Source organism: Arthrobacter sp. GW822-FHT05G07 (genome assembly GCF_058799755.1).
Map to the genome: position 1 here is coordinate 43774 of NZ_JBXALT010000018.1, position 24394 is coordinate 68167.

Annotated in this window: 24 protein-coding genes; 20 read left to right on the forward strand and 4 right to left on the reverse strand. The window is 61.8% G+C overall.

Translation table 11 applies throughout. From position 1 onward, the window contains the following. Window positions 1–424 precede the first annotated feature (424 nt). The 17 genes from AC1RJY_RS23455 to AC1RJY_RS23535 all read left to right on the forward strand — a co-directional run bounded on the left by AC1RJY_RS23455 (window position 425) and on the right by AC1RJY_RS23535 (window position 17157). Window positions 425–1459: a sugar ABC transporter substrate-binding protein gene (locus AC1RJY_RS23455; RefSeq protein ID WP_419203181.1), complete on the forward strand. Its 1035-nt coding sequence runs from the start codon at window positions 425–427 to the stop codon at window positions 1457–1459. Next, on the forward strand, window positions 1456–2982 hold the full coding sequence (locus AC1RJY_RS23460; RefSeq protein WP_253030988.1) for a sugar ABC transporter ATP-binding protein: 1527 nt from the start codon (window positions 1456–1458) through the stop codon (window positions 2980–2982). The genes AC1RJY_RS23455 and AC1RJY_RS23460 overlap by 4 nt, the downstream gene beginning before the upstream one ends. After that, complete coding sequence (locus tag AC1RJY_RS23465; RefSeq protein WP_253030989.1) at window positions 2979–3959, forward strand: ABC transporter permease; 981 nt, start codon at window positions 2979–2981, stop codon at window positions 3957–3959. The genes AC1RJY_RS23460 and AC1RJY_RS23465 overlap by 4 nt, the downstream gene beginning before the upstream one ends. Window positions 3960–4027: 68 nt before the next feature. Next, the gene (locus tag AC1RJY_RS23470; protein WP_253030990.1) at window positions 4028–4990 is read left to right on the forward strand and encodes an ABC transporter permease; all 963 of its coding nucleotides are present in this window, start codon (window positions 4028–4030) and stop codon (window positions 4988–4990) included. Between the two features lie 148 nt (window positions 4991–5138). Then, window positions 5139–5762, forward strand: coding sequence for an isochorismatase family protein (locus tag AC1RJY_RS23475; protein ID WP_349469162.1), 624 nt, complete (start codon window positions 5139–5141; stop codon window positions 5760–5762). A 153-nt stretch (window positions 5763–5915) separates the two neighbouring features. Next, complete coding sequence (leuB, locus tag AC1RJY_RS23480) at window positions 5916–7010, forward strand: 3-isopropylmalate dehydrogenase (protein WP_253030992.1); 1095 nt, start codon at window positions 5916–5918, stop codon at window positions 7008–7010. 428 nt (window positions 7011–7438) lie between these two features. Then, window positions 7439–8821: a 3-isopropylmalate dehydratase large subunit gene (gene leuC, locus AC1RJY_RS23485; RefSeq protein ID WP_253030993.1), complete on the forward strand. Its 1383-nt coding sequence runs from the start codon at window positions 7439–7441 to the stop codon at window positions 8819–8821. Then, window positions 8818–9555 carry a 3-isopropylmalate dehydratase small subunit gene (gene leuD / locus AC1RJY_RS23490; protein WP_253030994.1) on the forward strand — a complete coding sequence of 246 codons (738 nt, stop codon included), beginning with the start codon at window positions 8818–8820 and terminating at the stop codon, window positions 9553–9555. Before leuC ends, leuD begins: the two co-directional genes overlap by 4 nt. Then, window positions 9555–10298, forward strand: a complete 744-nt coding sequence (locus AC1RJY_RS23495; RefSeq protein WP_349469163.1) for a maleate cis-trans isomerase family protein — start codon at window positions 9555–9557, stop codon at window positions 10296–10298. Before leuD ends, AC1RJY_RS23495 begins: the two co-directional genes overlap by 1 nt. 44 nt (window positions 10299–10342) lie before the next feature. Further along, window positions 10343–12382, forward strand: a complete 2040-nt coding sequence (locus AC1RJY_RS23500; RefSeq protein ID WP_253030996.1) for an oxidoreductase — start codon at window positions 10343–10345, stop codon at window positions 12380–12382. A gap of 187 nt (window positions 12383–12569) precedes the next feature. Next, window positions 12570–13514 (forward strand): LysR family transcriptional regulator, encoded by a 945-nt coding sequence (locus tag AC1RJY_RS23505; RefSeq protein ID WP_253030997.1) that lies wholly within the window; start codon window positions 12570–12572, stop codon window positions 13512–13514. Between the two features lie 113 nt (window positions 13515–13627). Further along, window positions 13628–14275, forward strand: a complete 648-nt coding sequence (locus AC1RJY_RS23510; RefSeq protein ID WP_253030998.1) for an isochorismatase family protein — start codon at window positions 13628–13630, stop codon at window positions 14273–14275. A 45-nt stretch (window positions 14276–14320) separates the two neighbouring features. Further along, window positions 14321–15214 (forward strand): isocitrate lyase/PEP mutase family protein, encoded by an 894-nt coding sequence (locus AC1RJY_RS23515; RefSeq protein WP_253030999.1) that lies wholly within the window; start codon window positions 14321–14323, stop codon window positions 15212–15214. Window positions 15215–15296: 82 nt separating this feature from the next. Beyond that, the gene (locus AC1RJY_RS23520) at window positions 15297–15560 is read left to right on the forward strand and encodes a hypothetical protein (protein ID WP_253031000.1); all 264 of its coding nucleotides are present in this window, start codon (window positions 15297–15299) and stop codon (window positions 15558–15560) included. 70 nt (window positions 15561–15630) lie between these two features. Continuing rightward, window positions 15631–15846 (forward strand): hypothetical protein, encoded by a 216-nt coding sequence (locus AC1RJY_RS23525; protein ID WP_253031001.1) that lies wholly within the window; start codon window positions 15631–15633, stop codon window positions 15844–15846. Window positions 15847–16053: 207 nt separating this feature from the next. After that, entirely contained in the window at window positions 16054–16446 is a 393-nt protein-coding gene (locus tag AC1RJY_RS23530) for a hypothetical protein (RefSeq protein ID WP_253031002.1), read from the forward strand. Between the two features lie 3 nt (window positions 16447–16449). Further along, a complete protein-coding gene (locus AC1RJY_RS23535) occupies window positions 16450–17157 on the forward strand; it encodes an RES domain-containing protein (RefSeq protein ID WP_253031003.1) in 708 nt (235 codons plus the stop codon). A 141-nt stretch (window positions 17158–17298) separates the two neighbouring features. Here AC1RJY_RS23535 and AC1RJY_RS23540 read toward each other — a convergent pair whose 3' ends face one another. Genes AC1RJY_RS23540 through mobC form a run of 3 tightly spaced genes read right to left on the reverse strand, consistent with a single transcriptional unit; the run spans window position 17299 to window position 20585 of the window. Next, window positions 17299–18531, reverse strand: coding sequence for a hypothetical protein (locus tag AC1RJY_RS23540; protein WP_253031004.1), 1233 nt, complete (start codon window positions 18529–18531; stop codon window positions 17299–17301). 30 nt (window positions 18532–18561) lie between these two features. After that, a complete protein-coding gene (locus AC1RJY_RS23545; RefSeq protein WP_349469146.1) occupies window positions 18562–20193 on the reverse strand; it encodes a relaxase/mobilization nuclease domain-containing protein in 1632 nt (543 codons plus the stop codon). Beyond that, entirely contained in the window at window positions 20190–20585 is a 396-nt protein-coding gene (gene mobC, locus AC1RJY_RS23550) for a plasmid mobilization relaxosome protein MobC (protein WP_253031005.1), read from the reverse strand. Before mobC ends, AC1RJY_RS23545 begins: the two co-directional genes overlap by 4 nt. Window positions 20586–20812: 227 nt before the next feature. Between mobC and AC1RJY_RS23555 the strand changes: the two genes are divergently transcribed. From AC1RJY_RS23555 to AC1RJY_RS23565, 3 genes are all read left to right on the forward strand, one after another. Continuing rightward, window positions 20813–21115, forward strand: a complete 303-nt coding sequence (locus tag AC1RJY_RS23555; protein WP_253031006.1) for a hypothetical protein — start codon at window positions 20813–20815, stop codon at window positions 21113–21115. 645 nt (window positions 21116–21760) lie between these two features. Further along, complete coding sequence (locus AC1RJY_RS23560) at window positions 21761–22363, forward strand: hypothetical protein (protein ID WP_349469147.1); 603 nt, start codon at window positions 21761–21763, stop codon at window positions 22361–22363. Window positions 22364–22464: 101 nt separating this feature from the next. Further along, on the forward strand, window positions 22465–23088 hold the full coding sequence (locus AC1RJY_RS23565) for a recombinase family protein (protein ID WP_253031008.1): 624 nt from the start codon (window positions 22465–22467) through the stop codon (window positions 23086–23088). 880 nt (window positions 23089–23968) lie between these two features. Here AC1RJY_RS23565 and AC1RJY_RS23570 read toward each other — a convergent pair. Continuing rightward, window positions 23969–24190, reverse strand: a complete 222-nt coding sequence (locus AC1RJY_RS23570; RefSeq protein ID WP_253031009.1) for a hypothetical protein — start codon at window positions 24188–24190, stop codon at window positions 23969–23971. Window positions 24191–24394 lie beyond the last annotated feature (204 nt).

Consider the following 24394-nt stretch of genomic DNA (forward strand, 5'->3'; position numbering starts at 1 on the left):
CATCAGCGAGTTGGCGCGTTTCGTGAGGTTGCCAGGCTCCGGACGCCCTCATAGCCCTGGGCTCGTGACTCTGGGCTTGTGTGCCGTCCACATCCACATCCACATCCACATCCACATCCACATCCACATCCACCCGGATCATCCCTAGTTTTTGGATTTTCACGAAGTTTCCCGCTCTACACCGGGGTCATGACGCGGCGGGCCCCGCCAACGCTAGGTGAAATGTGATGTGGGCAACACTATTTGGATTCACCGATTCACAATCTGTGGTTGTTGACCGGCTCAAATAGGTGTTTCATTTGACCCCTTGACCGCTCCTAGAGTCGATCTGACCAGTGGAGCCCCGCCAGTGCGCCGGGGTATCCGGACATCACGAAGGCGTGGGGCCCGGCGTGCAGTCATGAGACTTACGAGTGAAAGCTGAATGACCATGATCAAGATTCACAGTTCTACTTCGAAGATCGGGGCGGCCCTGGCAGCCGGGGCTCTGGTGTTTGGGACCGTCTCCTGCGGAGCGGCGGCGGCCGAAAAGCCCGCGGCGATGGCTACCAAAGACGTGTCCGGGATGAATGTTTACCTGGTGGGTGCCGGCGATGTTAACCCCTGGACGAAGATCTACAACGCCGTCGTCATCGAAGGCATGGAGGCAAAGGGCGCCAAGGTCACGTATCTCCAGGATCCCTTCGACCCGCAGGTCCAGGTCCAAAACCTAGACCGCGCCGTTGCAGCCAAACCGGATCTGATCATGTTGCTCGGCCTGGACTACCGGGCGCTGACTCCTGGACTTACGCGCGCGCAGACCGCCGGGATCCCGGTCATCAACATGACTTCGCCGCCGAAGCCGGCCGACGATCTTTTTGCGCTTTCAGTCGAGTCGGACCAGGTGAGTCTGGGCAAATTCGCCGCCCAGAACATCATCGAGGGCTTGAAAAAGCAGGGAGTTTCGAAAGGCAACGTCATTGCGATCACGGGGACGGCAGGCACGGAACAGGTCTCAGTGAGGCTGGAAGCTTTCAAGAAGGAACTCGCGACCGTAGAAGGTTTGGATTTGGTCGCTGTAGAGGACGGCAACTGGGACCAGGCCACGTCGCAGCGACTCGCTCAGCAGCTTTTGGCTAAGTATGCGAGCAAGGGCGGCATCCAGGCCGCGTATGGCATGGCAGACAATCAGGCATTGGGGATCATCCAGGGTGCCAAGCAGGCCGGCACGACGGTGGGCGGAGATAAAGGCCTCGTTGTCTCTGGTAGTAACTGCTACATGAGCGGTCTTGAATCCATCAAGGCCGGGGAACTGTTTGGAACTGCTTCTGAGAGCCCCGAGGAGGAGGCAAAGTACACGGTCGAGATGACCCTGAAGTATCTGGCCGGTGAGGACCTTCCGAAGAAACTGTTCGCGCCCGAAAGCCGCATCACCGCTGCCAACGTACAGGCAGCTCTCGACGGAAAGATTTGCCCGTGACCGATAGGGATCAGCGGTCTGAACCTCCGAGGCTGCAGATGGCCGGCGTGACGAAGAGCTACGGCGCACTTCACGCTCTGAAAGGAATTGATCTCACTGTTGAAGCCGGGGAAATACACGCTCTCTGCGGCCATAATGGGGCGGGAAAGAGCACCTTGGTCAAGGTCCTGTCCGGAATCGTTAGGCAGGACGCCGGAACCATGGCGATCGACGGAAGGACGGTGGACTTCCATCACCCTGGCGATGCCCAACGGGCGGGAGTCTCCGTTGTCGATCAGGAGATCAGCCTCATCCCCGCATTGTCGGTCCGCGAAAACCTGCTGCTCGGTCTCCCGAATGCTCCGTTCTTCGTCCGACACGCCACATCTGAACTTTTCGTCAAGGGACTTTTGGCCAGGGTCGGGCTGGAGGGCCTCAACCCGTTGACCCTGGTCGAGCGCCTTTCCCTGGGGGAGCGGCAACTCGTCGAGATCGCCCGGGCACTGGGCAGGGGCGGACGTCTGCTGATACTGGACGAACCCACGGCAACTCTCAGTGACGTAGAGATCGACCTGGTTTTCAAGGCCGTGAAGACTGCGGCGTCGGAGGGAACGAGTGTTCTGTATGTTTCGCACCGGCTAGGCGAGGTTCTCGAAATCTGCGACAAGGTGAGCGTTTTCCGGGACGGCAACAAAGTCACCACCTCGGAAGTCGGGAAGCTCGTTAAGCGGTCATTGATCGAACTCATGGTCGGTGAGGTCAAGGGTGATGACACGGTGCGACCGGTCCTGGCTGCTGAGGTTTCTCCGAGGCTGCAGGTCCGCGGGCTGCAGACACCTCGTCTCCACGGAATTGACCTGGCGGTGGACCGGGGCCGCATCGTGGCCCTTGCAGGTCAGATTGGTTCGGGCGCAGGCGACGTGTTGCGGGCACTGGCCGGCCTCGTCCCCGAGGCATCGGGACTTGTCTTTGCCGAGGACAAGCGCGTACGCCTTGGGTCGCCTTCGGCATCGTTGCGTGCCGGTTTATCCTACGTGTCGAACGACCGGAAATCAGAGGGGCTGTTCCTTGAGCAGTCGACGCAGACGAACCTTGTCGCGACCCGACTAGATTCGCTGTCCCGGGCCGGATTCGTCAGGTCACGGGCGCTTCGCTCCATTGCCTCAGGGCTAGCGCGAATCGTAGGGCTGGAATCGAAAATGGCATCACCTGTGGGGACGTTCAGCGGAGGAAACCAACAAAAGGCGTTTCTCGGTCGCTGTCTTATGCGCGGGGACAAGGGAGTCCTGCTCCTGGACGAACCCACCAGGGGAGTCGATGTTGCGGGCCGAAGCGAAATCCACCGGCTGATACGCGACGCTGCCACGGCAGGGAACGCCGTCGTATTCGCCTCAACCGAGTTGGACGAAATCCTTGATCTCGCCGATGAAGTGGTGACCCTCAGCGCCGGGCGCATCGTCTCGGCGAGACCGCGGGCCGAAGTCACAACGGAGGAGCTCCTGTCGGACATGACTCATGTTGAGAGAGAAGTGGTGAACCCATGACCGGGGAGATGGTGCTGACCGTGCCCACCGAGTCGGGCCGGAAAAATCGACGGAGTATCGGCCGCGCAGAGACTCTCCTGGCCGTGGCGACACTTGCCGTTCTGGTCTATGGGGCTTTAACCACGGATGGGTTTCTCACGCTCGAAGGGCTCAAGGCAACCGTGTCGGGAGTGGGCATTCTCGGGATCGTGGCCGTGGGGATGACGTGTGTCACCCTGAGCGGGAGCCTCTTTTGCCTCACCCTGGGTAGCACACTGACCATCTCGTCCATGGCTTTTCTTAGTTGGATGAGCATCGGAGTGCTGCCGGCGCTGGTTCTGACGATAGTCATGGGTGCATTGGTTTGTGCTGTTCAGGGTTTGCTCATCGGCGGACTCGCGGCCAACCCCATCGTTGTCACGGTCGGCCTCGGCTCGCTCCAGATTGGTGTGGCGTCCTGGCTGACAAATCAGTCGACTGTCTACCCGCCAGCGGGTGCTTCCTACCAGTGGTTGAGCGCTGTTTATGCGGGGCTGCCGCTGTCCGTCTATGTACTGGTGGCGCTGGTTCTCGCTGTTGCCGCGTGGCTGTCCTGGAGCCGGACGGGTCAGCTGATTCGGTTGGTTGGGGAGAATTCCCGGGCCGCGCGTGCCGCAGGAATTCCCGTCACCGGCACGGTGGTGGCAGGTTTCGTAATTGCAGGAGGTTGCGCTGCTTTGGGAGGTGTCCTGCTCGGGGCAACGGACGGGAATGCCACTTTGCTCAGCGGCGGGGACCGGTACACGTACGACGCTATCGCCGCCGTTCTCGTCGGCGGTGCCGCGGCTGGCGGGGGCCGGGGAAAGGTCCAGCACACCGTATATGGTGCCCTCTTCATCGCTCTGATCTCAAACATGCTCCTGCTTCGCGGGTTCGGCGGAGGCGCCCAGATGCTGGTAACCGGTGTGCTGGTGCTAATTGTGTTGCTAATTTTCCAGATGAGGAGACGGGTTCGATGAGTGCTTTGATCGCCAAGCTGAAACGAACACCCCTGCCTCGGTCTTCGGCCTCGATGACGTTCTTACTAATGACTGTCATGTTTGCAGTCGTTCCCGTTGCTGCGGGCAGCACCTTTAGTACTTTCTCGGTGTACACCGCCTTACAGATTTTCGGCACCTACGGTCTCATTGCGCTTGCCTTGGGAATCACGATGATCGCTGGCCAGTTCGACCTCTCAACGCTGGGCATGTATTCCCTTGGGGGCATGGTGGCCGTCAAACTCGGACAGGGTGCGCCCATGACGGGGGTTGCCGCTGCAGTCCTCGTGGGAGCGGTCGCCGGACTCATCCAGGGGAGCATCGTCTCCCGATTCAGGATCAACTCGATGGCTGTGACCCTCGGGGGGTTCCTCGTACTGCTCGGGCTGAGCCGGACGCTAGGGGACGACCGAACCGTTTCCTACGACGACGTCGGAGTAGGAATCATCCTTGACCGGCCCTTGGCCGCGGTGCTGTCAATGCACACGCTCGTCGTCCTGGGCTGTTTCGTACTGATAGCAACCGTGATGGCACGCACGCGTCTCGGCCGCGACATCCGCGCCGTTGGAGGAGACGCCCGAGCAAGCCACATCGCAGGCGTCCACGTTGAACGTGTCACGACGGGAGTCTTTGTAATCTCCGGGGTCCTGGCCGGTCTTGCCGGCGCCCTAAACGCCTTCACCCTTTCCTCGGCCCTGGTCAACCCGGGCTTCGCGCCGCTCGTCTTCGCGGGTACGGCCGCGCTGATCGGGGGAGTGGGCCTTGCCGGCGGACGCGGCACCGCTTGGGGTATCGCGCTGGGCGCCTTGTCGCTCAGTTTGCTGCAGGCGATGTTCGGGATGCTTGCCAGCCCGAGCTGGGTCAGTTCGATCATCACTGGCGTGCTGCTAGCCGCAGCGGCCGCGTTTTCAGGTCTGCGCCGCCAAACGGTTTGGATGGCGTGGAAACGCTCAATGAGTCACATGACAAACAGGAATCCCGGACGACTTGGAGGGAACGGGATCTCGCCATGAGCTGCCTATATCAGCGGGGCCTCGTCCCGGCGCTGCGCGCCCCTAATCGGAGATCTGTTTCGAGGTGTCCCCTGCGTGGTGGCCCCAGCCGGGGTTCGCACAGCTTCAGAAGGCGCACAATTATGAGAGATGGCAGGAAGCACAACAGATGACCATGGCAACAGGGATCGCCCTTCTGGTGATCGACTTCTCCACGGCTTTCACGAATCCGGACTCCGAGCTGTACTGTCCGGCCGACTCCGCCCTGGACGCAACGGCCACGCTTCTCTCCGCCGCCCGCGAAGCGGGAGCACTGGTGGTTTATACGACAGTGGCCTACGACGAATCCGGCGCCCTGGCGGCTAGGCGGTTTATCGAAAAAAACCCTTCCGCCGCCGTTCTGAAAGCCGGCAGCCCAGATGTCGAAATTGATGACCGGGTAGCTCCGGAACCGGGCGAACCGGTCCTGACCAAACTCGTTGCTTCCGGATTCTTCAACACCCCCTTGGCGTCACTGCTGACGGCCTCGCACATTGAGACCGTGATGATTGTCGGCGCATCAACATCCGGCTGCGTCCGGGCAACCGCCGTTGACGCCATCCAGCACGGCTACAAGGTCTATGTCCCCCGGGACGCGGTAGCCGACCGCTCAGGCGACGCCCACCGGCAGTCGCTGCTAGATATTCAAAGCCGGTATGGCGAAGTAGTGGATCTCCCCGAAGCCCTGGCATTGCTGAAGAACGCCGAAACAGTCCAAACCACAGATCCCATTGTCAGGTCCCCAAACGTCTGAGGCGAGGCAGCACCGGATCGAACGCCGCTCCACGGTCTCCATATAGAGCCAACACCGTGTTCTGAGTCGTAGATCCGCCGTCCGATCGTAAACCCAGGCGGTAAGGGCGCCAGATGAATGAATATCCCGCTGAAGCAGAAAAAGAAGGCAACTATGAATGCAAATTCCAAATCACGACGGATCGGAGTGCTGCCGGGGGACGGCATCGGACCCGAAATTGTAGAGGCAGCTGTCGATGTGCTGAAACTCGTATCGGAACAGCAGGACCTCGGCCTCGAATTCGAAACGGGTCTGCTGGGCGGCTGCGCCATCGAAGAGAAAGGGACTCCGCTCCCGGAGGACACAATCCGGATATGCAAGGACAGCGAAGCCGTCCTTGTCGGAGCCGTGGGTGGACCAAAATGGGACCAACTCCCTGATGACCAGAATCCGGGCCCAGGCGGGCTGCTCCGACTCCGCCGGGACTTCAATCTCTTCGCTAACCTGCGCCCCGGCATCTCATATCTGCCGGACCAGCTCCGCGTTGGCAGCGAACCTGTCGACATCATGCTGGTCAGGGAGGCAGTCGGGGGTGCCTACTTCTCTCCCCGAAAGGGACGCGAAGAAATCGATGGTGAGCTCACAGCATTCGACACCATGGAATACACGGCCACGCAGATCAGAGACATCGTGCGCGTAGCAGCACAACTGGCCCGGTCACGGGGAGGCCGGCTGACCTCGGTGGACAAAGCGAACGTGCTGGAGTCATCCCGTCTGTGGCGGGAGGTTGCCATCGAGACTCTCCAGGAGTTTCCGGACGTGGAAGTAGAGCACTTGTACGTCGACAACTGCGCCATGCAGCTCATCCTGCGCCCATCAACCTTTGACGTCATTGTCACGGAAAACCTCTTCGGTGACATTCTCAGCGACGAAATCGCCGGGATCGTAGGTTCCCTGGGACTGATGCCATCCGGCAGCCTGCGCCACGACAGGTGGGGCCTGTACGAACCGGTTCACGGGTCTGCACCGGGCATTGCGGGTCTCGGCATCGCCAATCCAACGGCGACCATTTTGTCCGCGGCTATGCTCCTGCGTCATTCACTTGGTCTTGCGGAAGCAGCCGCGGCCATTGAAAACGCCTGCATCGAAGTCATGAGCTCTGGCGTGAGAACGGCAGACCTAGCGATCCGGGATACCGAGCCGGTATCGACCAGCGAATTTGCCAAGGCAGTCTGTCAGGCCCTCGACCGCAAAGGCAGCCTGCCCTAGCGGGGCGTCCCGCACGCCAGACAGCTCGTACTCCGCGTCGGTTCGCCCCTCACACGCTCCAGCTTGGTAATAGGGGTCTTGGGGCAGGGCCAGCGATTCGTTGGGCAGCCTTCTCCGGTCGCCCTGGAGAAGTGGCGGTGTTCACAACTGCCCGTTGTGAATTGCCTCCAATGAGTGTTTCTCTTCGCTCCGGGCTGTGAATAGTGTCGAAGTTATGAGAACCCCGTCACATTGTGGCGGGTGATGAATCAGCCGCAACGAGGCGGCATGAAGGCCAGGAGAGTACCTAAGATGAGAAGCGCTATGGCGACAAGGCCCTGCAAATGCCGCGCCGCCCTGGACGGTGATGACTTTGGTCAGTTGCAAGCCCGGCAACGGAGGCATGAGGCCGATGTGCAGGGCGAGTCTCCAGTCCGGGCGCTCAGGTCATGACCGGGACGATGTTCGAGAAGATTCTCGACAAGCACCGCGTGGCCGGCAGCGGGGAAGTTCCTGACCGGTTGTACGTTGACCTTCATCTCGTTCATGATCTGAGCCCGCAGGCTTTCGCCGGCCTGCGCAGCAAGGGCCGCTCCGTTCGCCGAACAGACCTCACCTTGGCCACCGCGGACCACGGCGTCAGCACGAGAGGACTCGGAGGTCCGGGAACTGCCCTTACGAACCAGCTGCAGGCCCTCCAAGGGAACTGCAAGGACTTCGGAATTCCGCTGTATGGCATGGGATCAGCTGGCCAGGGCATCGTTCACGTCATCGCACCGGAACTGGGCCTGACCCAACCCGGAATGGTGATTGCCTGCGGGGACAGCCACACGCCCACGCACGGCGCCCTGGGGGCATTGGGATTCGGTATCGGAACCAGCGATGTTGAGCATGTTCTCGCGACTCAATGCCTGGTGATGCCGGAGCTGAAGTCGATGCGGGTAAACCTTACCGGGGCACTGCCGGATGGCGTGACGGGGAAGGACCTGGCGCTTGCACTCGTGGCGCACTTCAACGCGGGCGACGCCCGCGGCCATGTCATCGAGTTCCAGGGTGAGGCTGTAGCTCAGTTGACCGTCGAGGAAAGACTGACGCTCTGCAACCTGAGCGCGGAGATGGGCGCCCGGGCAGCTCTCATTTCCCCGGATGAGAGGACCCTGGCCTACCTGAAGGGCCGCCGCCACGCACCTAAAGGGGACCTGTGGGACCAGGCAGTCATGGAGTGGATGCGGACGGCCAGCGATATCGATGCTGTTTTCGACACCGAAGTCGATTTCGATGTCAGTCGCTGCCTGCCTACCGTGACGTGGGGTACCACGCCTGCGATGAGCGTCGGGGTCAACGGACGCGTCCCGCATCCCGAGGAGACCAACAATCCCGAAGCCGCCCGCAGGGCCCTGCTGTACATGGGCCTCGCGGGCGGAGAAAAGATCTCCGACATTGGCATTGATGTTGTCTTCATTGGCTCCTGCGCTAATGGACGCCTCGGTGACCTGCGTGCCGCCGCCAATGTGCTGGAAGGGCGGCACATCGCCCAAGGAGTGCGGGGACTGGTGGTGCCGGGGTCGCGGGCCGTAAAGCTCGCTGCCGAGGCCGAAGGGCTGGACCGTGTATTCATGGAGGCGGGATTCGAGTGGCGTGAACCCGGATGCTCGATGTGTCTGGGCATGAACGATGACATTCTTGGTCCGGGTCAACGGTGTGCCGCCACGAGTAATCGGAACTTCGAAGGCCGCCAGGGCCCCGGCGGCCGGACCCACCTCGTCTCACCGCGGATCGCGGCTGCGACGGCTCTTTCAGGGCGCATTGCCGATGTTGAGCGTGCAGCATGATGCGCACCACGATCGCCGGACGGATGGTCCCGCTGGACCGTGACGGCGTGGACACGGACACGATGATGCCACAGGAATTCCTCAAGGGAACCGACATGGAAGGATTCGGCAAAGCCGTCTTTCATCACTGGCGCCAGTCCGGCCAAATCCCTTTGGACGATCCGGTCCGGGCCGGTGCCCGCGTCCTGGTCGCCGGCCGGAATTTCGGAATCGGATCCTCGCGAGAGCATGCGGTGTGGGGCTTGGCGCAATGGGGCTTCGAAGCGGTGGTCGCCGTCGAATTCGGCGACATCTTCGCCAGCAATTGCGTCAAGAACGGGATCGCCCCCATCGCGGTGCGGGAAGAAGAGTGCCGGGACCTCCGCCAGCTCACCGAGTCAGATCCGCTCGCACCAGTGACCATCGACCTGTGGGGATGCCGCCTGTGGGCCGCCGGCATATCGGCTTCCTTCACCCTGGCACCGATTATCCAGAGGATGCTGATTGAAGGCCTGGACGAAATAGCCCTGACAGAGACCCTGCTCGACTCGATCGAAGCATACGAGCGAGATCGGCCGCCTTGGGAGCCCACAACTTCAGCTCTAGAGCGAGGCCCCGAGAACCCAGGGATGAAAACAAGGGTGCCTCTGCAGGGTCTGCCCGGCACGCCCCTGCCAGCCGGACGGCCGGAGCGAAGCGGCACTAATCATGCGGCGCCAACCGCCACCAAGAAACGAAACTCAGAGGAGCAGTAATGGTCAACGTTGTGAGCAGCAGGGCAATCGTGGGGGTACTTATTCCCTCAACGAACACAGTCGTCGAACACGACTATTCAATAATGCGGCCCGAGGGCGTGACCTTTCACTACAGCCGCTGCTATGTCGAAGAACCGGACCTCTCCACCGACCAGGGCGTGCAGGACTTCATCGACGCCCTGGGCCAAGCCAACGACGTCGCCATCCGCAACGTCCTGACGTGCAAGCCCTCCTTCATCACCATGGGCATGTCAGGGGAGACGTTCTGGGGCGGAGCGGAAGGCAATGAGGCGTTCGAAAAGCAGATCTCGACAACGGCAGGGCTTCCCATCAGCACAGGCGCCAGCGCCGTCCGCGCGGCTCTTGAGGCGTACGGCGCCAAGAAACTGGCCTTCGTCAGCCCGTATCCGCCCATAGTCAACGAACACGTGATCCGCTATTTCAACGACCACGGCTACGAAGTAACGGCCGATCACGGACTCGGTATTCAGTCCGCAACTGCCATTGCCGAGGTCACCGAAGACACACTGGCCAAGGTGCTGCTGGAACTGAACGAAAGTAACCCGGACGTAATCGTCCAGGCCGGAACGAATCTGTCGATGGTCCGGCTCGCCGCGGCCGCCGAACGCTTCCTCGGCAAACCCGTCATCGCCATCAACACCGCCTGCGTATGGCACACACTCCGTCAACTGGGCATCAATGACCAGTACAGCGGATTCGGCTCACTGCTTAGCGACCACTAATCCTCCCGTCCACACCGAATTATCAGAACAACGAGGTTATTGACATGACCGACATCCTGGAAGAAAACAGGTCCTCGCTCTCGGCTGTCTGGCAGCCGATCCAAATCGGGCCGATGCGCCTTAAGCACAGGGTCATCGTGCCGGCCCGCATCCTCAACTGGGCGCCGGACAACATCCTGAGCGACCGGCACCTGAATCACTACAAGCACCTGGCCGAAGGCGGCACGGCGATGATCGTGACCGAACAACACGCCGCCTACCCGACGGCCAAAGGTTCCTTCCACAACGGGTGCACGGCCTGGGAAGAACGAGCCATCCCCGGCTTCCGGAAAATGGCGGAAATCCTCCACGCCCACGACGTGCGCGGAGTCGTCCAGCTCTACGGCACAGGCGTGCACGACAAGGGCACCATGCTCGTCGATGAATGGAAGCCTCTGTGGGGCGTGTCGGAACTGCCCTCGGTCGCGCACAGCGAATCGCCCCTGGTCATGGGCCAGGCAGAGATTGACGTCATCATCGACGGATACGCCAAGTCAGCGGAGAACGTGCGCGAAGCAGGTCTTGACGGCGTGGAAATCCACGCCGCCCACGGCTACCTCCTGTGCCAGTTCCTCAGCCGCGTGTACAACAACCGCACCGACCAATACGGCGGATCCATCGAAAACCGGTGCCGCCTGATCGTCCAGATCGGCCAGGAAATCCGCCGCCGGGTAGGTAACGACCTCGCGATGGGAATCCGACTCTCCTATGACGAGTTCATCGGACCGGCCGGAATCACCCCCGACGAGGCCGACGAATACGTCAAACTGCTCGTCGGCACAGGACTGTTTGACTACTTCAGCATCAGCGCAGGCAACTACTACACCCTCGACCAGACGGTCGCGCCCCAGGAACAAGAGGACGGCCACCTTGTGCCGTTTGCCCGGCGCGCAAAGGAGCTCATCGGTGAACGCGCAGCGGTGTTTACCGTCGGGCGTTTCCGCGACCTGCACCTTGCCGAAGAGGTCCTCAAATCCGGAGCAGCGGACATCGTCGCAATCGGCCGCGGCCAGCTTGCCGACCCGGAACTGATAAAGAAGACCCGCGAGGGACGCGAGCACGAGATCATCAAATGCACAGGCGTGAACGAGTGCGTCGGCAGACTTTGGGACGGCGCGGAAGTCATGTGCATGATGAACCCGGTCACCGGCCGGGAAGGACGCTGGGGCACACTTGACCGCGTCGCCCCCGCGGACGCCAAGCGCGTCCTCGTCGTCGGCGGCGGACCCGCCGGAATGAAGGTCGCCTCCGTGGCCGCCCAGCGAGGCCACCTGGTCACACTGGTGGAGCGGGATAACAAACTCGGTGGTCACCTGAACCTGCTGGGCTCCTTGCCCAATCAGGAGGGCTTCAACATCGCCACCGACGACCTCGTCCGGGCAGTGAACAACGCCGGCGTCGACGTCAAGCTCAACACGAACGCCGACCTGGCCTTCATCAACGGCTTCGCACCCGATGAAGTCTTCATCGCCGAGGGCGCCAGCTTCGCAGACTCGGGCATGAGCCTGTGGACCCCCGGACTGGAACAGCTTCCCGGAGCGGAAGGCCCCTCGGTCTCAGCCATCGACGTCGCCGTCCGCAAAGTACAGGCGGACGGGCCGAAATCGCTCGGTGACCGGGTAGTGATTGTCGACGAGTCCAGTACCACCATGCCCTTGGCCCTGGCCGAGGTACTTGCCGCCGCCGGAGCCAAGGTTACGATCATCACTCCGCAGCTCATGGTGGGTCACGACGTGCTCAAACGCGGCGAATTCACCTGGCGTCTGCCTGCCCTGGCCAGCAATGGAGTGGAAATGATCGCCCAGCGGGTCGTGCAATCCTTCGACGGCACCAATCTGTTGACATCTGATATGTGGACCCGGCAGGAACATGTCATCGAAAACGTCTCCGCGGTCATCCTGTCCATCTACCGGAAGTCCAGCACTGCTCTGTTCAGTTCGCTCGCCGACGCGCCCTACCCGGTAAGGCGCATTGGAGACGGCCTCGCGCCCCGCAAGATGCAGGCCATCATCTATGAAGCCGAAGAAGCGGCACGCTCCATCTGAGCGATTCCGCAGGCGCAGCTCGAGAGTCAGCATGGGCGCAGACGACCCGCGCCCATGCTGAGTTATTGGAGGTAACTTTGCCCCGCGCTTCAGACTGCGGGATGATCCATAACAGCGACCTCGACCGCGTTGCACATCCTCTATCCGGCCAATGCATCCGCTGACCGCACGCTTAAGGAGGCGGCCTATGGAGATCCGACACCTTCGCGCGTTCGTTGCGGTCGCGGAGGACCTGAATTTCACCCGGGCAGCCAGCCGCCTCTTTCTCGCCCAGCAAGCCCTCAGCAGCCAGATCCGGCAGCTGGAGGACGAGGTCGGAACCCGCCTCTTTGACCGGACGACACGGAAAGTCGAACTTACCACCGCGGGCGAAGTCTTCTATTCCCGGGCCACCAGGATTCTCGAAGCCATCGAGGAAGCCAAAGCCGTCGCACGAAATGCCGGACTGGGGGACGGCGGGCACCTACACCTCGCCTACTCGCACTCACTCGGCATCGAATGCCTTCCACAGATTCTCGACGAATTGCACGTCCAAGCACCACAGGTCAACATCACCGCCGCGGTCACGTTAGCGGATCAGGCAATCTCCGGGCTCGCACGAGGGCAGTTCGACCTCGTCCTCGTGCGCAGCCCGATCCTTCCGGCCTCCATTGAGTCAGTTCTGCTCAGACGAGAAGTCCTCGGCGTGATTCTCAGCGCCAAGCATCCGGCAGCCGCCGACACCGAAATTCACGTCGATCGGCTCGCCGAAACAACGATAGTGATGTGGCCCCGCGGACATTCACCCGGATACGCCGACCTCGTGTTGGGGGCATTCCCTGCGCACGACACCGCCGGCCGGGTCCGTGTTTACGAAACCTTCACACATGGCGGCTTCCTCGATGACCGTAGGTCCCTGGAGGAAATGCAGTCCGGCAGGGCATTCCAAGTGGCGTTCGAAACCCAGTACCAGCCCCTCCCTGAAGGTTTTGTGTGGCGCCCGCTCAAACCCGAGCTATATGTGCCCGTTGAACTGCTCCACCGCGAGGGCCCGCTGACCCCTGCACAGCGCACTTTCATCGAAATCGCGCGCGAAGTGTCCCGCCTCAACGGATGGCTGGATCACGAGAGCGTCCCTCCGTCCCGGGATTGACAAACTCTGCAGGTCAAAAGACTCAAACGGATGTTTCCCATGGACGAATTTCGGTCATAGCGTTTTTCGTAGATCGGTCTGTCGTTCCAAAACATAAGGTGGTGAGCCAACACATGACAAAAGCCACGCTTGCCCAGTCAGAGGCGTCCAAGAACCCGGTCTCCATGGGCCACTTCGGTAGGGAGCTGGGCCCCGGCCGGAACTACGCCGTAGTTGTGGTGGACTTCCAAAACGGATTCACTGATCCTGCCAGCCCTCTCGGCGCAGACCTGTCAGCCGAGTTGGCTGAGACCCGACGACTGCTCAACGTTGCCCGGATGGCCGGCAGACCCATCATCTTCACCGCCGTCGCCTACGAGCCAGACGGGTCAGACGTTGGCCTGTGGGGTTTGAAAGCGCCCAAGATAGCAACGCTGGTCCTCGGCAGCCAAGACGCCGCACTCGACGAACGACTGGGCCGCCGTGATGACGAACCCCTGATGATCAAGAAGGGCGCTTCTGCCTGCTTCGGCACCAACCTCGTGTCCCTGCTCACCCAGGAAGGAATCGACAGCGTTGTCCTCGTCGGGACCTCGACGAGCGGATGCGTCAGGGCCACCGCCGTGGATCTCTTCCAGTACGGGCTACGCGTATTCATCCCCGCCCAGGCAGTCGGAGACCGTGATCCCGAAACACACCGCTCATCACTGCAGGACATGAACCTCAAATACGCAGACGTAATCAGTGTTGACGTCGCAGCCAACTACCTCACCAGGCACTGACCGAAGCGATCCGGCGGACCTGAGCCAAGACAACTGGAGACCCGCATGCATATGAATACCCGCGTCCGCCCTGGCGACGCACTCGCCGACCAGCTCAATGACGGCCTCGTCTTCGCGCCCGGATGCTATGACTGCCTCTCAGCGGCCGTTCTCGAAGGTGAAGGAGCCCCCGCCATTTTCGTATCCGGAGCCGGAATTGCCGCCAGCTCAGCCGGGCTTCCCGACCTCGGTCTTACATCACTCACCGAACTTCTCACCTCGGCGGGCAACATCATTGCCCGCTCCGCCGTGCCCATCATTGTTGACGGCGACAACGGCTTTGGCAACGAACTCAACACTGCACGGACCGTGGAAGCCATCGGAAGACTTGGTGCCGCCGCAGTAATGATCGAAGACCAGGTATTCCCCAAACGGTGCGGCCACCTCGAGCAAAAAGCCATCGTCTCCCGCGATGAGTACGAGCGCAAACTCAGGGTCGCGTTAGACATCTGCGATGAATTCGGGATGCTCCTCATAGCCCGCACCGACTCCCTCGCCGTAGAGGGCATAGAGGAGTCAGCGGCCCGCGTCGAATTGGCCCACGACCTCGGAGCCCATATCACCTTCGTCGACGCGCCGAGAGACCAGTCGGACGTCGAAAGGATCGGAGGCCTTCCCGGCATGAAGATGTACAACATCGCAACAGGCAGTTCCACACCGTCACTGCCGTTTCGGGACCTGCACGACATGGGATTCAACTTAGTCATAGAACCCTGTGTCTCTCTCTACCCCGCCATCGATGGAATCCGGCGAGCCTACCGATCCGTAGTCGACGCCGGAAGCGCAGCGCCCCTGAAGTCGTTCGGGATGAAGCCACGCGACATCTTCGAGTCGGTAGGCCTGAACAGCTGGCTCGAAATCGATGGGGCCGCATCGAGAAGTGCGCGCAGCGGGCGTTGAAGGCATCGACCAAGTCCTGCCCACCTTCCGGCATCAGGAGAGCCGCAGAATTGATTTCCGCCGCGTACCGGATGGCGGGCACATGACCCTGCACAACTACACCAGCTGGAGCCTGCTCATCGGGACCAGCGTCGAAATCCGCTACAAGGGCCGAACACTCCGAACCGGAATTGTGGAAGACGCCATGCCCGACTCGTCAACCCTTTGGATCGCGCAGCACGGCGTGCAGCCAAGGAAACTGTACGAGGCCTCCCTTGGCTATCAGGCATGGGTTGAACCTCAACAACTCTTAGGGCCGCTCAGCTACCGAGCGGCGTGCCCGGATGCTCTACACGGGCGAAGCTGATCACTGGCGTTGGGGCCAGCCTCCCCAATCGAGAGAGCACCAGAAATCGAGACACGAGAAGGTTAGACCCATGAAACCCACTATTGACTTGCCAATCGCATTCACGGCGACCGACCGCACCGGCATGGAACGCCAACTCGACGAAGCCGTGAGCGTCGCCAGGACACTGGCCATGCACGAAGGGCGTCTGGGAATTCTGGTCACAAGGCATGACTGTGATTCCTTTACGGTCGACCTGAGTGATGCCGTGCCCTTCGGGCTGACCCTCGAACATCAGGACTGGTGACCCAACCACGGCAGGGCTGATAGTCGGACGCCAACAACCTAGGTTGTCTTACGGCTATTGGTGACCCTTTCCGTAACCCCCCGCAAACTGACATCAAACCCTTCCGGGCAGCAGCTTGCCATATTCTCCATTATTGGTGTTTCAGAGTGTGTTCCGAGGTGTGTTTTAGCCCTTGATTCAATGGGCCTTTTCGTGGGATCATGAACTATGACTGCAGTGACAGGCGCCCGCGGCGGGCTGAAGGCGCACCAGGATTCCATCCGGCTGGCCGACGACGTGCTGGTCCGGGATCTGAGGGACCTGCTGGGTGCGAAACTGGTCGCGTACATCGGGTCAGTGAAGGAAACCCGGGCCGTCCGGCAGTGGGCCGACGGGGAGCGGAAACCCTCCGCCGACGTGATGCACCGGTTAAGGACCGCCTACCACGTGGCCGCCCTGCTGGCGGAGCGTGATTCCCGGGCCGTGGTGCAGGCCTGGTTCCAGGGCATGAACCCGCAGCTGGACGATGTCCCGCCGGCGCGCCTGCTCCGCGACGGCCAGCTGGACGACGCCGGCTCGCAGGTGCTGGCCGCGGCACGCGCGTTCGCGGCCGCAGGCTGATCGGTGGTTTTTGCACAACTGACCGCGGCCGAGGCCGCCGGTAAGGTCTGGCGTGTCGGCTTCCGCCCGGAACCGTGGGCATGGAGCGGCTGGGAATGGGCCACCGACGGACGGTTCCCGGGCCGGTGGGACGACCTCCACGGCAACTTCCGCACCATCTACGCCGGCTCCTCCCTCCTGGCGTGCCTTTTGGAGGTTCTGGCGCATTTCCGCAAGGATGCGCGGCTGAGCATGGAGCTGGACGAGATCGTTGAGGACGACGAGGATAAGGTCCTGCACCCCACCATCGCCCCGGGGCAGGTCCCCAGGGAGTGGCTTGAGGTGCGCGCTGCCGCGTCCGCAGAGCTGTCCGGGCGGTACTGTGCGGTGACCGCCTCGGGCAGCGTCGCAGCCCTGTACCCGCACTTCATCGGACTGGCCCTGAGCCTGGGTCTGGCTGACTTTGACGCCGCGGCCCTGAAGGACGCCCGGCCCCGGCACCTCACCCAGGCCGTCGCGGCCTGGCTCTACGAGATGACAGACTTCGACGGCGTCACTTTTACCTCGCGTCACGGTGACGATCTCCAGCTCTGGGCCATCTTCGAGCGCCCCGGTGATCCACCGATCACGCCGAACATCCATAATGTAGTCGGCGAAGAACCACTGCAGCACGACAGGCCGGAAATCAGCAACTCGTTTCGCCTCCTCGGGCTGCAGTGGGAGAACGACTAAGTCGTCTTTTTCAACGGTCTACCACTCCGAAGCGGGCGAAGTCCTCCGCGAAGAAACCCACGAAGAAGCCAAGGCAACCGAAGTAGACACAAGAGAGGAGGGGCCGCCAGACAGCAGCCCCTCCTCTAACATCTGCCAGAACTAGCGGGTAAGGCCGTTCTTGCCTCTCTCCGAGCCCACTGCTGCCCCCGTGCGCGATTTTCTGGCCTTGACGGCTCCCTTTCCCATGGTCACCGCTGCGCTGGGGTGTGTGCCCTCGCTGCGTGCGGCTGCGAGGCGTCCGCGTATCTGGGTCTCATTCGCGCCGGTGTTGGCCAGGGACTCAGCGAATTTCTCGTGGTGTTCGGCCGAGCCGTAGTCGGCCGCCGATGTGCTCTCCGTTTTGAGGCCCTGGTCTTTGAGCCGGCTGCTGTCGTTGCCGGTGACGCGGTTCTCGATCTCGCGGCCGAGTCCTTCCATGCGGGCAAAGAGTTCCTTCTCAGCGCGTTCGTACCGCTGTTCCACTGACGCCCGTTCGGAGCCTTGGAAGCCGCCCTCTGCCAGGAGTTTGGCTTCGTGCATGTCCTTGGCGGCTTTCACAAATTCGGGATCCTCGAAGTGCGAGGCGCCGGCCCCGTTGATGTTCGCGGTGGTTTCCTTCCGCAGCTGGTCAAGGTCGGGTCCGTGGATGCCGTCTTTGCCGATGAGGAACATGCGTTCCTTGATGTCGGCGTCGGCGACTGCAACGGCTTTGGGGGTCTTGGCGTTGTGAGCCCGTTGCAGTGCCTGGGCCAGCTCGGGGTTGGCCAGGTACTCCAGGGGCACCTCGTGGCGTTTCATCTCGGGGGCCAGTTTCGCGGCCTGGGCGCGGAGTTCTTCTGCGCGGGCTGCTGCGAGAAGCTGCATGGCTTTCTCGTGTTCCGCGGCGGCTCTGCGTGTCTCTTCTTGGCCGCGCGCCAGCTCATCCTGCCGGGCCTTTTCCGTGGTGATGGCCTGGATCCCTGATTCCAGGTAGGCGGCGTCCGGGCCGACGTCGTGGGTGTCGATGCCGTAGCGGGTGAGAACTTCCTGACGGATCTTCTCCGACGCTGCCAGCGCGGCCGGGTCCTGGTCCTTCCAGCCTTCGGCGACGGCGTGTGCCGTGGCGATGTCGCTCGGCTGCGCCTTGTCCCACCACTGGTCCTTGCCCACGGGTGTCAGCGCTGCGTGCGCGGCACTGCGTTCAGCAGCGAGGCGTGCCTGGGCTTGGTGCGCTGTCTGGGCGTCCTGGTGTTCCTGTTGCCGCTGGCTCTCCTGGCGTCGGCGTGCCAGTGTCTCGGCAATGCGTGAGGCGATCATCAGCGACTGCCGCAGACCGCCGTCCAGGACGTCATCCATTCCATCTGATTCACTCATGCTGTTCCCCTTGCAGTTTGGTGGTGGACTTTATCGGTCGAGGCCCGACCCGGAGTCGCGTCGGCTGGGCTGGGAGGTCTTTGCCGGTGTCGGCGTCGATGGCACGGCTGATCCCGGACGGATGGGCACCATGCCGCGCCGGGCGATATCGATCGCCCTCTGCGGCGCTGCAGCGTCGGGGGCCGGCTGCTGCTCGGCACCCACCAAAACCGTCTTGGGCATGGTCTCGGTGAACGGGGCCAACTGCTCCTCAACCACCGAACGAATGCGCTGAGCCTCACGGGTCCGACCGGACTGGGCGTGCATTTCATAAACTGCAAAGGCCGTGTTGATCAGCTGCACCATCAGTGCCGTCTGCGCGGCCGTCTTGTTCTTACTCGACGCGGCCATGAACAACATGGCAGTACCGGCAATCGACGGGAGAGCGACAGGTTTGCTGTGCTGCCTTGGTGCGCGCAACTGGGCGGTGCGGGACAGTTCAGCAGCGGTGGCCGCCAGCGGCCCGGGGGTCGGTTCGAGCCGGTACGACCATGCCGCGAACGCTCCTGATACTTCCCGGGCGGCCTTCGCCCAGGTTGCGTGATCATCACGTGGAACGGTGCGCAACTGGTCCGCCAGGGCGGTCGCGTTGCGCGTGTACTCCACCCATGCCTCTGCCGGCGGCGTTGCATTCTCCGGTCCGGTCTTTGAGACCGTGCGCTTGTTGCGTGCCGCTGCGTTCCACTCCGCTGCAGCTTCCGTGGCGAGGTGCGGGGTGTCGATCCATTCCTCCCGGAGGGCTCCGAGCTTCAGGTCAGAGGCGAGGGTCCCGCCGCCGAACCAGATAGGCCGCTCACCCTGGGGGGGTCGTTCAGCTACGGAGTACCCAACAACGACGTCGGTGGTGTTCTTGGCGTAGCGCGGCCGAACCAGCAGGCCGGTGTCGCGGGCCCGGCGTACGAACTCAGCTTCGGTCGCTGAGGCACTGGCGCTGGCCCGTACTTTCCGTGCCAGTGATGACCGGTGCATTTCGCGGTCGTCCCTGACGGCGGTGGCCTTCTCGGCCCGGTCGTATCCGCGGGTGGCGTGCACCGTGGAGAGCTGTTCCAGACCGTACTTGACCTCAAGCTCGCGGCAGGTCTGCTGTGCACGCTTGTAGTCACCATGGGTCGATGCTTTGGTGCCGTCCTCGCGAACCAGCGAGACAGCCAGGTGAATGTGATGGTTACCGTTCTCGGACGTGCCGTGGTTCACCGCGGCCCACCGGCACCGGGCCTTGCCGCTGGCCTCGGTGAAGCCCATGGAGTCCACGAAGTCGTTCGCGATATCGCCCCACTGCTGATCCGTCAGTGCACCCTCTTCGGCGCGCAGACTCAGCGAGCAGTGCCACACGCTGGCGTCCTTGTACCCGACGTGCACGCGCTCCTTCTTCGCCGCGTCCCACTGCATGTCTTTGATCTGAACCGAGACACCGAACATCTTGCGCGGCCGGTCCAAATGCTTGGCGATCGCCAGGGCATCGTCCCGGTCCAGAACACCGTCGTCGTACCACGCCATGATTGCAGCATCCCCTGCTACCAGGTGAGGATCCTGGTGGGCGTTCTTCGTCTTGTTGGCATCGGTCGATGCCAGGTAAACCATGAGCCCGCCCATACGCGAACCGCGAGTGATGTTCGGAATCATCCCTGCATCAGCCCGTCAATGGCGTCGTCGATTCGCATGGCCACGGAACGTATGTGCTTCAACGCTTCGCGCGCCTCAGCGGGTAACTCGCTCGTGGCGTTCGCCTGCCGTGCGAGCTGGTTGATGTTGTTCGAGGAACGGGCCAGAAGGTTGTGCAGGGACATCAGCTCCGCAGCAATGGCGCGGCGTTCCGTAGGTGAATCGGAGTGCTCCGACAGAGCTGACGAAATCAGCAGGTTCGGAACAGTGACCTTCTCGCGCTCAGCCCTGGCGACGAGTGCGGCTTCTTCCTCCACGGTGACCCACACGTCACGGCGCTTCTTGGTCCCTGCGGGTTTGTTCTCACGGCGCCGCCGGGAGAGTCGGGAACGGACGCCATTCTCTTCAGTCACTCGTTCCCCCAATCCTTCGAAAGGCCCAGCGCAGCGACCCCGGAACCGGGGACCACACTGACCAGTGTGCCGCACTCGACCGCCAGTGTCGAGCGCGACAAGCCACTTACACCCGTGTAAGTGTATAGCTTGCTCCGTAAGGTTGACTTTTCGGGTTTTTGGAGCCGCTGTGCACAGTCCTGAAAACCCGAAAAGTCAACGCGGTGGAAAACCCGTAGAGTCGGGGCATGGACATCAACGACATCGCCGCCAAGGCGGCCGCAAAAATTGACGCCGCCCGGGACACCAAAGTCAACGCTGTGAAGACCGCCGCTGCCAGCAGTGTTGAACTCGCAGAAGCAGCCCAGCTACTTTCAGCCGCCGAACAGAAATATGCCAAGGACTACCAGACAGCCCTCCGCGCCGACTGGACCGAATCCGACCTGCGTGGCTTTGGCCTCGACGCTCCTACGAAGAAGTCCGGCGGGCGGCCGCGCGGCCGGAAAGCCGTCCAGGAAGCTGTTCCGGTGGCAGGCGGTTCGGAGCAGTAACCCCTCGCCCACACGTGCACGGCAAAAGCTACTTCCTTCGGGCTTTTCCCGTGCACCTGTGGACGACTGGACCCACCTGACCGCCTGCGCCCAACCACCACGTCACCAACGCGCCCACGTCGCCACGGGGTGGGCGGTGGCTGGGCACAGGCTCAGTACGGTGCGGGGTCGGGAACGGGATGGTTCCCCATGGTCCAAGCCTGTCGCCGCCGACGCAGCACCCGAACGGGGTCGGGTTCTTTTCAGCAGGGACCACACATCGGACAAGCGGCGCGCGGGACCCACAGGCTCGGAACCGGGGACGCTGAAAACCTTCGAAGACTCATGGGGGCAACCGTCGAAGTACTGCCCGCTATTACCACCGTCGCCAAGCGCAGGGCACGCCAGAAACGACAACTATTGTGAGGTGAACGTTTGTGGGTCTGCAAGTCTTTTTCCGGAGACGTAAGCCGGCGGCCAGGGATGCTGTCTCCACTGTCGTTGTAGCAGGTGAGCCGGAGCCCCAGGAGCCGCTGACGCCTCAGCAGATGGCAGAGTTGCAGGACGCTTGGGACGAGCTTGCCGAAGCAGCCAAAGCATCTGAAGTTACGGGCGTTGTCGTTTTCAGAAGTCGCCTGCACCACTTCATGCGGAAGTATGGCCTCGGTGCACAGGACTGTTGACATCCGTTTGTCAGAAGTCATCTGCACTGCCGGCATCTGGTTCCGGCTGCTGCGTACCCTCCTGGACGAACTCACCACAGCCCAGGGACGATATGGCCGGCAACTGGACGACATGCGTCGTGTCTGGGAACACTGCGGTCACCCGTTCCGGGCAGGGCTGTATTCGTGGCAACCGTTCGAAACCCTCCATTGGACCGCCCAGCAGCAGCTGCTCGAAGCAGCAGCAGTCGCGATGGAACTGATCGAAGCCGGCTCACTGACTGCTTTGGGTACCTCCGCCCACCTACTCCTGCCCGAACCCGCCTCCAATGTCGGCGACGGAACCCGGCCCGCCGCACCGACAGCAACGGCCGGTGATCAAAAGGAACCGACTCTGGATGAGCTGTGGGACCGGGTAGTCGCAGCATTTGACGCCGCCGTAGAAGCTGCAAGAGAAGACCAGGAGACCGCCAAAAAACTCTACGACTTCGCGCTATATGGACTCGGCAATCGAGGGTCGGGCAACGGAATCCGCGAAGCATTCACCGAGCTCAAGATCCCCCTCGATTTTCTTTCACATAAAGATAATGGCGAACCCTTTGCATGACTTAGTATAAGTAACGGGTTAAGTGACAGTTTTCAGGATCGTCCAGATTTCGGATCTGGGTGTCACTTAAACGAACGTATAAATAACAGAGGAGCAGTCCCGTGCTGGTTGGATACATGCGGGTCTCAAAAGCCGATGGCTCACAGACCACGGACCTGCAGCGGGATGCACTCCTGGCCGTCGGCATCGACGCGGATTCCCTCTACGAAGACAGGGCCTCAGGAAAGAAGGATGATAGACCCGAGTTGGCAGCGTGTCTCAAGGCACTGCGCGACGGCGACACTCTGGTCGTATGGAAGCTCGACCGGCTGGGCCGGGACCTCCGCCACCTGGTCAACATCGTCCACGACCTGACCGAGCGCGGCATCGGGCTCAAAGTCCTCACAGGCCAAGGCGCAGCCATCGACACCACCACCGCCTCCGGAAAGCTCGTCTTCGGGATCTTCGCCGCACTGGCCGAATTCGAACGCGAACTCATCTCCGAACGCACTCTCGCCGGACTAGCCTCGGCACGGGCACGTGGCCGCAATGGCGGACGTCCCTACAAAATGTCCCCCGCGAAACTCCGGCTCGCCATGGCATCCATGGGGCAGCCCGGAACTAAAGTCAGCGACCTCTGCACCGAACTCGGCGTCACCCGCCAGACCCTGTACCGGCACGTCTCACCATCCGGAGAATTACGGCCCGATGGGTTGAAGCTGCTCACGAAAGGCAAGAATCCATGACTTCCCAATCCCGGCCGGCCGCGGTCATTGGGCAGCTGCACCATATCGAGCTGTTGGTACTCAGCATGCGCCGCGCCAAGGCGTAGTGGGGCAGGTGGCGAGCTCGGATTCACCCCGTTCCGCAGTCGTCCACAGGCCGCAGCTGGCGCCTTAACGCCACTTATCGCCATCGAAGGTTCCCCCGATATGCCACGATTCTGATGCATTAAGTGGAGGGAGCATCATCCTTTCGGCCAGGAAAAGACCATTCCTTTGGAGTCCCAAACGGCCGATGTGCCCCTCCTGGGTTGGGGAAAGAATTAGGTATGTCAAGGGAAGGCTCGGAGGTGCGGGCCAACCTCTCAACACTTCTGAAACACCGGGAAGCTTGCGATGAAGCGGATAGCGTTAGTTAACAGCAGATGGCATGGTCCGTCCACAGAGCGTCCGCTGCCTGCACTACCAGACTCGGAATTGAAAGAAGAGGTCTGTCGATCCTGCGGCTCCTCCCTCGACATCCTGGACTGCCCCTTCTGCTGGGGATCCGAGCCAGAACATTGCCGGCCCCTGCGCTCCCCGGAGCCTGAGTATCCGTTGAGGGCAGCGTAACCGCGAGCCCTTACATGGGGTCATCGTGCAGCGTCGTTGACGGCGGAAGCAACCTGATCACAGCCGCTGCCGTTTGAGATAGTTGTGCAACGTTGGGATATTGCACCCGTCATCAGGGACCACGGATCGTCCCTTGAAGGATGGGCGTCCCACAAACCAAGGAACTTGAATATCCTGGTCGGAGCTGCAGCTCTCCGGTGTGACTGCCAGGCAGAGATGTTGGCTACGGCTGCAGCGTGCGGGCGTCTCCTGCTGCGGAGCTCCCTGTGTATACGGGTGGTGCGATGGCACGCTACCGCCAGAGAGGTTGCTCCTTTGTCAGCCCGTAAGGGACCTCCGGGCTGACAAAAACTTTGTAGGACGCATACCCGTGTTGTGTCATCATGATGCCGTGGCGGCCCTCGCGGATTGCGTACGCGCGGACGGTGTCCACTGCGGAGGTTAGCTCGCTCTGCAAGCTATCCGGGTCGTCTACGGTGACTTCCAGAATCGGACCGGGGTGCTGGGTGATCATCTGGCTTCCTAGTCTTGAATGGCAGCTTGTGGCCGGGTTTGCATCACGGCCGGTGGGAATCCAGGACGGAGCGCTTTAGGTGCCACATAGGGCACGGACGTCACGACCCTCACGTATGGTTTCGAACCGGTTCCAGGCCGCTGAGGAGCACCGAAATTCCGAAGTCGAAGGAATCCGGCTCCTGATTTTGAGTTAGTCCTGTTG

Bases quoted from the DNA above. Each gene is read 5' to 3' on its own strand.
- AC1RJY_RS23570 (WP_253031009.1), bottom strand. From the start codon at position 24,190: ATGATCACCCAGCACCCCGGTCCGATTCTGGAAGTCACCGTAGACGAC.
- AC1RJY_RS23500 (WP_253030996.1), top strand. From the start codon at position 10,343: ATGACCGACATCCTGGAAGAAAACAGGTCCTCGCTCTCGGCTGTCTGG.
- AC1RJY_RS23515 (WP_253030999.1), top strand. From the start codon at position 14,321: ATGCATATGAATACCCGCGTCCGCCCTGGCGACGCACTCGCCGACCAG.
- AC1RJY_RS23530 (WP_253031002.1), top strand. From the start codon at position 16,054: ATGACTGCAGTGACAGGCGCCCGCGGCGGGCTGAAGGCGCACCAGGAT.
- AC1RJY_RS23495 (WP_349469163.1), top strand. From the start codon at position 9,555: ATGGTCAACGTTGTGAGCAGCAGGGCAATCGTGGGGGTACTTATTCCC.
- AC1RJY_RS23520 (WP_253031000.1), top strand. From the start codon at position 15,297: ATGACCCTGCACAACTACACCAGCTGGAGCCTGCTCATCGGGACCAGC.
- AC1RJY_RS23510 (WP_253030998.1), top strand. From the start codon at position 13,628: ATGACAAAAGCCACGCTTGCCCAGTCAGAGGCGTCCAAGAACCCGGTC.
- AC1RJY_RS23475 (WP_349469162.1), top strand. From the start codon at position 5,139: ATGACCATGGCAACAGGGATCGCCCTTCTGGTGATCGACTTCTCCACG.
- AC1RJY_RS23540 (WP_253031004.1), bottom strand. From the start codon at position 18,531: ATGAGTGAATCAGATGGAATGGATGACGTCCTGGACGGCGGTCTGCGG.
- leuB (WP_253030992.1), top strand. From the start codon at position 5,916: ATGAATGCAAATTCCAAATCACGACGGATCGGAGTGCTGCCGGGGGAC.
- AC1RJY_RS23470 (WP_253030990.1), top strand. From the start codon at position 4,028: ATGACTGTCATGTTTGCAGTCGTTCCCGTTGCTGCGGGCAGCACCTTT.
- AC1RJY_RS23455 (WP_419203181.1), top strand. From the start codon at position 425: ATGACCATGATCAAGATTCACAGTTCTACTTCGAAGATCGGGGCGGCC.
- leuC (WP_253030993.1), top strand. From the start codon at position 7,439: ATGACCGGGACGATGTTCGAGAAGATTCTCGACAAGCACCGCGTGGCC.
- AC1RJY_RS23505 (WP_253030997.1), top strand. From the start codon at position 12,570: ATGGAGATCCGACACCTTCGCGCGTTCGTTGCGGTCGCGGAGGACCTG.
- AC1RJY_RS23465 (WP_253030989.1), top strand. From the start codon at position 2,979: ATGACCGGGGAGATGGTGCTGACCGTGCCCACCGAGTCGGGCCGGAAA.
- AC1RJY_RS23525 (WP_253031001.1), top strand. From the start codon at position 15,631: ATGAAACCCACTATTGACTTGCCAATCGCATTCACGGCGACCGACCGC.
- AC1RJY_RS23545 (WP_349469146.1), bottom strand. From the start codon at position 20,193: ATGATTCCGAACATCACTCGCGGTTCGCGTATGGGCGGGCTCATGGTT.
- leuD (WP_253030994.1), top strand. From the start codon at position 8,818: ATGATGCGCACCACGATCGCCGGACGGATGGTCCCGCTGGACCGTGAC.
- AC1RJY_RS23555 (WP_253031006.1), top strand. From the start codon at position 20,813: ATGGACATCAACGACATCGCCGCCAAGGCGGCCGCAAAAATTGACGCC.